The following is a 6,322-nucleotide window of genomic DNA, read 5'->3' on the forward strand; positions in this document are numbered from 1 at the left end:
TCCCCAGCTGAACGGTCCTTCTGATTCTCTTCACTCTGCCACAGCCGACCGCCCGTTCCGTGGTGGGCGATACGATCACCGGCTGTGCCGACAGACTTCGACATCCTGGTGATCGGCGCTGGTCAGGCGGGGCTGTCGGCCGGTTACCACCTCCAGCGTCTCGGGCTGCGTCCCGAACGGGACTTTCGCATCGTGGACCATGCACCAGGCCCCGGCGGCGCCTGGCAGTTCCGCTGGCCCTCGCTGACCCTGGACACGGTCAACAGGGTGCACGACTTGCCAGGCATGTCCTTCGCGGAAACCTTGCCACCCGGCTCGGCGACCGCCCCCGCCGCGACCGCGGTTCCGCACTACTACGAGCTGTACGAGAAGCGGTTCGACCTGCGGGTGCGCAGGCAAGTGTCGGTCACGGTGGTTTGCGATCGCACCGAGGACGGTAGCCCGGCCCAGCGCGGTCCGCTGCTCAACGCGGAAACCGACGCGGCGGGCACCCTCCGGGTGCGCGGCGTGATCAACTGCACCGGCACCTGGGAGCATCCGTTCATCCCGCGCTACCCCGGCGCGGAGACCTTCGCCGGGCACCAGCTGCACACCCGCGGCTACCGCACCGCCGAGGAGTTCGCGGGCAAACACGTCGTCGTGGTCGGCGGCGGTGTCTCGGCGGTGCAACTGCTCGACGAGATCTCCCAGGTGACCACAACCACCTGGGTGACGAGGACACCACCGCAGTTCCGCGATGGCACGTTCACCGAGGAAGTCGGACGGGCCGCCGTAGCGATGGTCGAGGACCGGGTGCGGCACGGGCTGCCGCCCGGCTCGGTGGTTTCGGTCACCGGCCTGCGCCTCGACGACCGGTTGCGGGCGGCGCGGGCGCGGGGCGTGCTCACGCGGCTGCCGATGTTCGAGCGCATCGAGCCCGGCGGGGTGCGCTGGTCCGACGGCACCTTCCAGCGGGCGGACGTGATCCTCTGGGCCACCGGGTTCCGCAGCGCGCTGGACCATCTGGCGCCGCTGCGGCTGCGTGGGCACGGCGGCGGGATCACCATGTCCGGGCGGCTGGCCACCCAGGTGGCCGCCGATCCTCGGATCCATCTGATCGGTTACGGGCCGTCGGCGAGCACCATCGGCGCCAATCGAGGGGGGCACGCGGCGGCGATCGAACTCGCCGACCACCTCGGGCTGCGCTGACCGGCCAGACCGGCAACCGGGTGGGTCAGTCCGACAAACCCATCGTGAACGTGTCCGGGTCGGGACCGATCCGTTCGCCGCTGTCCAGCGCGTTGATCGCGTCCATCTGCTCCGGGGCGAGTTCGAAGCCGAACACGTCGAAGTTCTCCGCGACCCGCGAAGGCGTGACCGACTTCGGGATGACGATGTTGCCCAGCTGCAGGTGCCAGCGGATGATCACCTGAGCCGGGGTGCGATCGACCGCGGCGGCAACCGAGACGATGGTGCTGTCGTCGAGCAAGGTGCCTTGGCCGAGCGGGCTCCACGCCTCGGTGGCGATCGCGTTGGACGCGTGGAACTCCCGCAACTCGCGCTGGGCCAACCGGGGGTGCAACTCGATCTGGTTCACCGCAGGGATTTCGCCGGTCTCGGCGATCACCTGCTGCAGGTTCGCGACCGTGAAATTAGAGACGCCGATCGACTTGACCCGCCCCTGCGACCTCAGCGCCTGAAAGGCGCGGAAGGTGTCGACGAACCGGCCCGCAGCGGCCACCGGCCAGTGGATGAGGTAGAGGTCGAGGTAGTCGAGGCCGAGTCGGTCGAGGCTCGCTTCGCAGGCGCGCAGCGTGGAGTCGTAGCCCTGTTCGGAATTCCACAGCTTGGTCGTGACGTAAACTTCGTCACGCGGTATACCGGACTCGCGGATCGCACGGCCGGTGCCCTCTTCGTTCCCATAGATCGCGGCGGTGTCGATGCTGCGGTAGCCCGCCTCGAGCGCGGCGGTGACAGCCGGGAAGACACCCTCGGCAGGCACCTGGAACACACCGAAACCGAGCTGCGGGATCACGTTCCCGTCGCTGAGTACGATCGAGGGAACGGCGCTGGTCTCGCTTCTGAAGGTCACATTTCGACGGTAGAAGTGTGGCGGCGAACCGTCAATCACGCCCTCGGGCGTGTTGGCTTACAGTTTGCTGGATGCACCCCAACGTTCTTACGAGCACGTTCCCGGCCCGGCTCGCGTCCAAGCATGCCCCGCTCACCGCACTCCCAGCCCCGTCGAGTGCGAGTCTTACGAGCACGTTCGCAGGCGCTGCAAAACAAACACGGTCAGTGCTTCACGCCCGGCAGCCCCAGCCTGCGGTAGCGCGCTTTCCGCGCCGCGAACAACTCCGGTTCGGATCGGGCGCGCAGGCTCGCGAGTTCGCCTGCGACCGCGGCCACCATCCTGCGCGCGAAGTCCACGGGCTCGTCGGCGGCATCCGGATACTCGGGCACGATTCGGTCGACCACACCGTCGGCGAGTAGGTCGGTGGCACTGATCCGTTGGGCCGCAGCGAGTTCCGCCGCATGGCCGGTATCGCGGAACACGATGGCGCTGGCACCCTCCGGCGGCAGCGGAGCAAGCCAGCCGTGCGTTGCGGCCAGCACCCGGTCGGCGGGCAACAGGGCCAACGCGCCACCGCCGGTGCCCTGACCGAGCAGCACCGAGATGGTCGGCGTGTCCAACGTCACCAGGTCCGCGATACAGCGTGCGATTTCGGGTGCGAGGCCGCGCTCCTCGGCCTCCTTCGACAGTGCCGCGCCCACCGTGTCGATGACCAGCACCAGAGGCAGCCGCAGCTCCTGGGCAAGCGCCATGCTGCGCCGCGATTCGCGCAGCGCCGCCGGGCCCATGGTGTTCTCGCCCTGCTGCCCGCGCCGATCGTGGCCGAACACCACGCACGGCTGACCCCGAAATCGCCCGAGCGCGTGCGCAACGGTGCGATCCGACTCCCCTTGCCCGGTACCGCTGAGCGGAACCCGTTGCGTCACATGACGCAACAGGTCACGGATGCCTGGGCGTTCCGGGCGGCGCGAGATCAGGACCGACTGCCACGCCAGGCCACCCTTGGACGTGCTCGACCCGTCGCCGTAGTTATCCTGTTCCGGCACAAGATTTTTCGAATATTCAACAGATCTTTTCGCCGCGTCGGACGGCTGCGGCGCGGCGTCCCATGTCGTTTCGAGTCGCGACTCCGAGGCATTCGGGGCACGATTCCGCGTTGTATCAGGTTGAGCAGCAGTGGAATCCGACAGCTGGACGCCGCTGAACACGCTCAGAGCGCGATGGACTACTCGGCGGAATACCGAAATCGGAAGGACGCCGTCGATGACGCCGCGGCGGTAGAGGTTCTCCGCGGTCTGCACGCCTTCCGGAAAGGGCCTGCCGTAGAGGGCCTGATAGACCCGGGGACCGAGAAACCCGATGAGGGCGCCCGGCTCGGCAAAGGTAATGTGCCCCAACGAACCCCACGAGGCGAACACGCCACCCATTGTGGGGTTGCGCAAGTAAACCAGATACGGGTACCCGGCGGACTTGTGTGCCGCAACCGCACCAGCGATCTTCACCATCTGCACGAAGGCGACGGTGCCCTCCTGCATCCGGGTTCCGCCGGAGGTCGGCGAGGCGACCAGCGGCAGGCCGAGTTCGGTGGCGCGCTCAACCGCTGCGACGATCCGCTCCGCCGCGCCGACCCCGATCGAACCCGCCAAGAATCCGAACTCGCAGGCAATCACGGCCACGAGGCGACCACGCAGCAGCCCCTCCCCCGTGAGTACCGACTCATCGGTGCCCGCCGATACCGCAGCATTCCGCAGCGCATCGCGATACCGCGGAGTCGCGGCCACCGTCACCGGCGGCCGGTCCCAACTGACGAACGATTCCGTGTCGAGCAGCTGCTCGAGTAGGTCCCGCGCCGAAATACGCACCGGGCGAGCCTATCCGGCCGAACCCGATGCGTGATGGTGCCGCGCGAGCACTCAGTAGCCCTGCATCACCTTGCGCAGTGCGTACTCGGTGAGCGTGACGAGCGCGTGCTTGGCGGGCTCACGACGCCGGGCATCGATGGACAGAATCGGCACATCGGCGGGCACGGCCAGCGCCTGCCGAATGTCCTCTAGCGGGTACCGCGGCGCGTCGTCGAATTCGTTGAGCGCCACCAAGAAGGGTAGGCCGCGCGCTTCGAAATAGTCGACCGCCGCGAAGCTGTCCTCCAACCTGCGAGTGTCTACCAGCACCACGGCGCCGATGGCGCCGCGGATCAGGTCATCCCACATGAACCAGAAGCGGTACTGGCCCGGCGTACCGAAGAGGTACAACACTAGATCGTCGGCGAGACTGATGCGGCCGAAGTCCATCGCCACCGTGGTGGTCGACTTCATCGGAATGCCGGTCAGGTTGTCGATACCGGCGCTGGCATTGGTCACCAATGCCTCGGTGCGCAGCGGAACGATCTCCGAGACAGCACCGACCAACGTGGTCTTGCCTACACCGAAGCCACCCGCGACCACGATCTTCGCCGAGGTCGGCTTGCTGGTACGGGTGTCGACCTGCGCCGTCGAATTAAATACGCCGGAGTCCACTGAGAACCCTTTCGATCAGCTCGCGACGTTCATCGTCGCTGGAATCGTCTTTCAAAGTTGCCGAAACGCGCACGTGCCCGGCCTCGATCAGGTCGGCCACGAGCACGCGAGCCACCCCGATGGGGATACCCAGTCGGGCTGCTACCTCGGCAACGGACGGCGATTCTCTGCACAACTCCACGATTGACGTCTCGATGTTGCTCAGTTCGAACTGCCGCTCCAGGGCGACCGGATGCGATGCGACAAGGGCCTCCAACGCCAACTCGACCGCGGGCCTGGTGCGGCCTGCGGTCAGCGAGTATGGCCGTACGAGGCTCGGCTCGACGCTCCTCATGCGGTGATCTTCTATGTCCATCCCACCATCAGGAACCCATCGTGACGCGTGGCGTGGCCTGAACCGACTGCCCCACACGCTCGACCAACAGAGCCATCTCGTAGCCGACCTGGCCGATGTCACAGGACGTGTTGGTCAGCACCGCGAGATAGGAGCCGTCGCCAACCGCCATGAGCAGCAGGTAGCCGTGCTCCATCTCGACGACGGACTGCAGCACGGTTCCGCCCTCGAACAGATTCGAGACGCCCACTGACAGGCTGGCCAGGCCCGCCGTCACGGCCGAGAGCTGCTCGGCACGATCGACGGGCAGCTGGGCGCTCGCGGCCATGAGTAGGCCGTCAGCCGAGACCAGAACAGCATGGGCTACGCCAGGAACCTCGTTGGCAAAGTTCGAAACCAGCCAATCCAGCTGACGATTCGTACCACCTAGATCGGGGTTCATCGGTCTCCTTTATCTCCGGTTAGGTTCATTGCTCTCATTGCGCGGCCATCCCGGACGCCCTGCTGGTGACGACTCAAGCTGGACCTGATTGTTTCTGGATCGCGATGCGGCGCCCGGTCCACCGCACCGCTTACGGCGCCCGGGACAAGCCTTCCGCCCGGATTGCGTTGCGGCAACCCCGCCGCCGTCTTTGTTTCGGACTGCGCCTCGCTCGCGCGACGAGCCGCCTGCCAGCCTTCGTCGCCCGGGGATTCGAACGACGCGGCCATCTGGGACCGGTCGCTGTTGGGATCCGAAAGCCACGCCGACATCATCTCAGCGAAGATCGGCGTACCCATCGACGGCCCCGACTCGGGCGCGGGCTGCAGCCTCGTCTGGAAGAACGAGGCTGTCTTCGCCGGGTTGGACCGGTAGCTGTGCTTGCCGGGATCGCGCCCCTGCGCGGCGGCGGGGTCCTCACCACTGGAGCTCGCCGCGGGCTGCGTGCTGCGATCCCGTTGTGGCAGAGCGACTCCCGGCGGCGCGGGCTCGCGCCGCGGCACTTGGGCGCCTGGCTGCCGCTGCGGCAGTCCGGTCGGCCCGACATCGCGCTGCGGCAGGCTCGCCGCCGTGGACGAACGCTGCGGCAGACCACCGCTGCCCGGCTCGCGCTGCGGCAGGCCATCGCTACCCGGCTCGCGGCGGTGCAGGCCGTTGGCCGCCGGATCCCGTTGGGGCAGACCATTCGATGCGGAATCCCGCTGGGGCAGACCATTCGCTGCGGAATCCCGCTGGGGCAGACCGCTCGCTGCGGGCAACGCACCCGAGCTCGGCTCGCGGCGGTGCAGGCCGTTCGCGGCCGGATCCCGTTGGGGCAGACCATTCGCTGCGGAATCCCGCTGGGGCAGACCGCTCGCTGCGGGCAACGCACCCGAGCTCGGCTCGCGGCGGTGCAGGCCGTTCGCGGCCGGATCCCGTTGGGGCAGACCATTCGCTGC

6 protein-coding genes and 1 pseudogene are annotated in these 6,322 nt (G+C 67.6%); 1 reads left to right on the plus strand and 6 read right to left on the minus strand.

Features of this window, described 5'->3' with window-relative positions:
• The first annotated feature begins 84 nt into the window (after positions 1-84).
• Positions 85-1,188, plus strand: a complete 1,104-nt coding sequence (locus tag AB4Z47_RS25055; protein ID WP_441954127.1) for an NAD(P)-binding domain-containing protein — start codon at positions 85-87, stop codon at positions 1,186-1,188.
• A gap of 25 nt (positions 1,189-1,213) precedes the next feature.
• On the opposite strand, the gene AB4Z47_RS25060 is transcribed toward AB4Z47_RS25055, so the two are convergent.
• The 6 genes and pseudogenes from AB4Z47_RS25060 to AB4Z47_RS25085 form a co-directional block, all read right to left on the minus strand.
• A complete protein-coding gene (locus AB4Z47_RS25060) occupies positions 1,214-2,071 on the minus strand; it encodes an aldo/keto reductase (RefSeq protein WP_441954129.1) in 858 nt (285 codons plus the stop codon).
• A gap of 203 nt (positions 2,072-2,274) precedes the next feature.
• Positions 2,275-3,915 carry a carboxyl transferase domain-containing protein gene (locus AB4Z47_RS25065; RefSeq protein ID WP_441954131.1) on the minus strand — a complete coding sequence of 547 codons (1,641 nt, stop codon included), beginning with the start codon at positions 3,913-3,915 and terminating at the stop codon, positions 2,275-2,277.
• 51 nt (positions 3,916-3,966) lie between these two features.
• Positions 3,967-4,569, minus strand: a complete 603-nt coding sequence (locus AB4Z47_RS25070) for a GTP-binding protein (protein WP_441954133.1) — start codon at positions 4,567-4,569, stop codon at positions 3,967-3,969.
• Complete coding sequence (locus AB4Z47_RS25075) at positions 4,550-4,924, minus strand: DUF742 domain-containing protein (protein WP_327112335.1); 375 nt, start codon at positions 4,922-4,924, stop codon at positions 4,550-4,552. The genes AB4Z47_RS25070 and AB4Z47_RS25075 overlap by 20 nt, the downstream gene beginning before the upstream one ends.
• A 7-nt stretch (positions 4,925-4,931) precedes the next feature.
• Positions 4,932-5,345 carry a roadblock/LC7 domain-containing protein gene (locus tag AB4Z47_RS25080; protein WP_327112333.1) on the minus strand — a complete coding sequence of 138 codons (414 nt, stop codon included), beginning with the start codon at positions 5,343-5,345 and terminating at the stop codon, positions 4,932-4,934.
• Positions 5,342-6,322: pseudogene (locus AB4Z47_RS25085) on the minus strand (sensor histidine kinase); the annotation flags it as partial. The pseudogene AB4Z47_RS25085 and the gene AB4Z47_RS25080, both read right to left, overlap by 4 nt.

It is taken from the genome of Nocardia sp. 2TAF39 (genome assembly GCF_052114905.1).
In the GTDB taxonomy this organism is placed as follows: Bacteria; Actinomycetota; Actinomycetes; order Mycobacteriales; family Mycobacteriaceae; genus Nocardia.

Bases quoted from the DNA above. Each gene is read 5' to 3' on its own strand.
- AB4Z47_RS25075 (WP_327112335.1), bottom strand. From the start codon at position 4,924: ATGGACATAGAAGATCACCGCATGAGGAGCGTCGAGCCGAGCCTCGTA.
- AB4Z47_RS25080 (WP_327112333.1), bottom strand. From the start codon at position 5,345: ATGAACCCCGATCTAGGTGGTACGAATCGTCAGCTGGATTGGCTGGTT.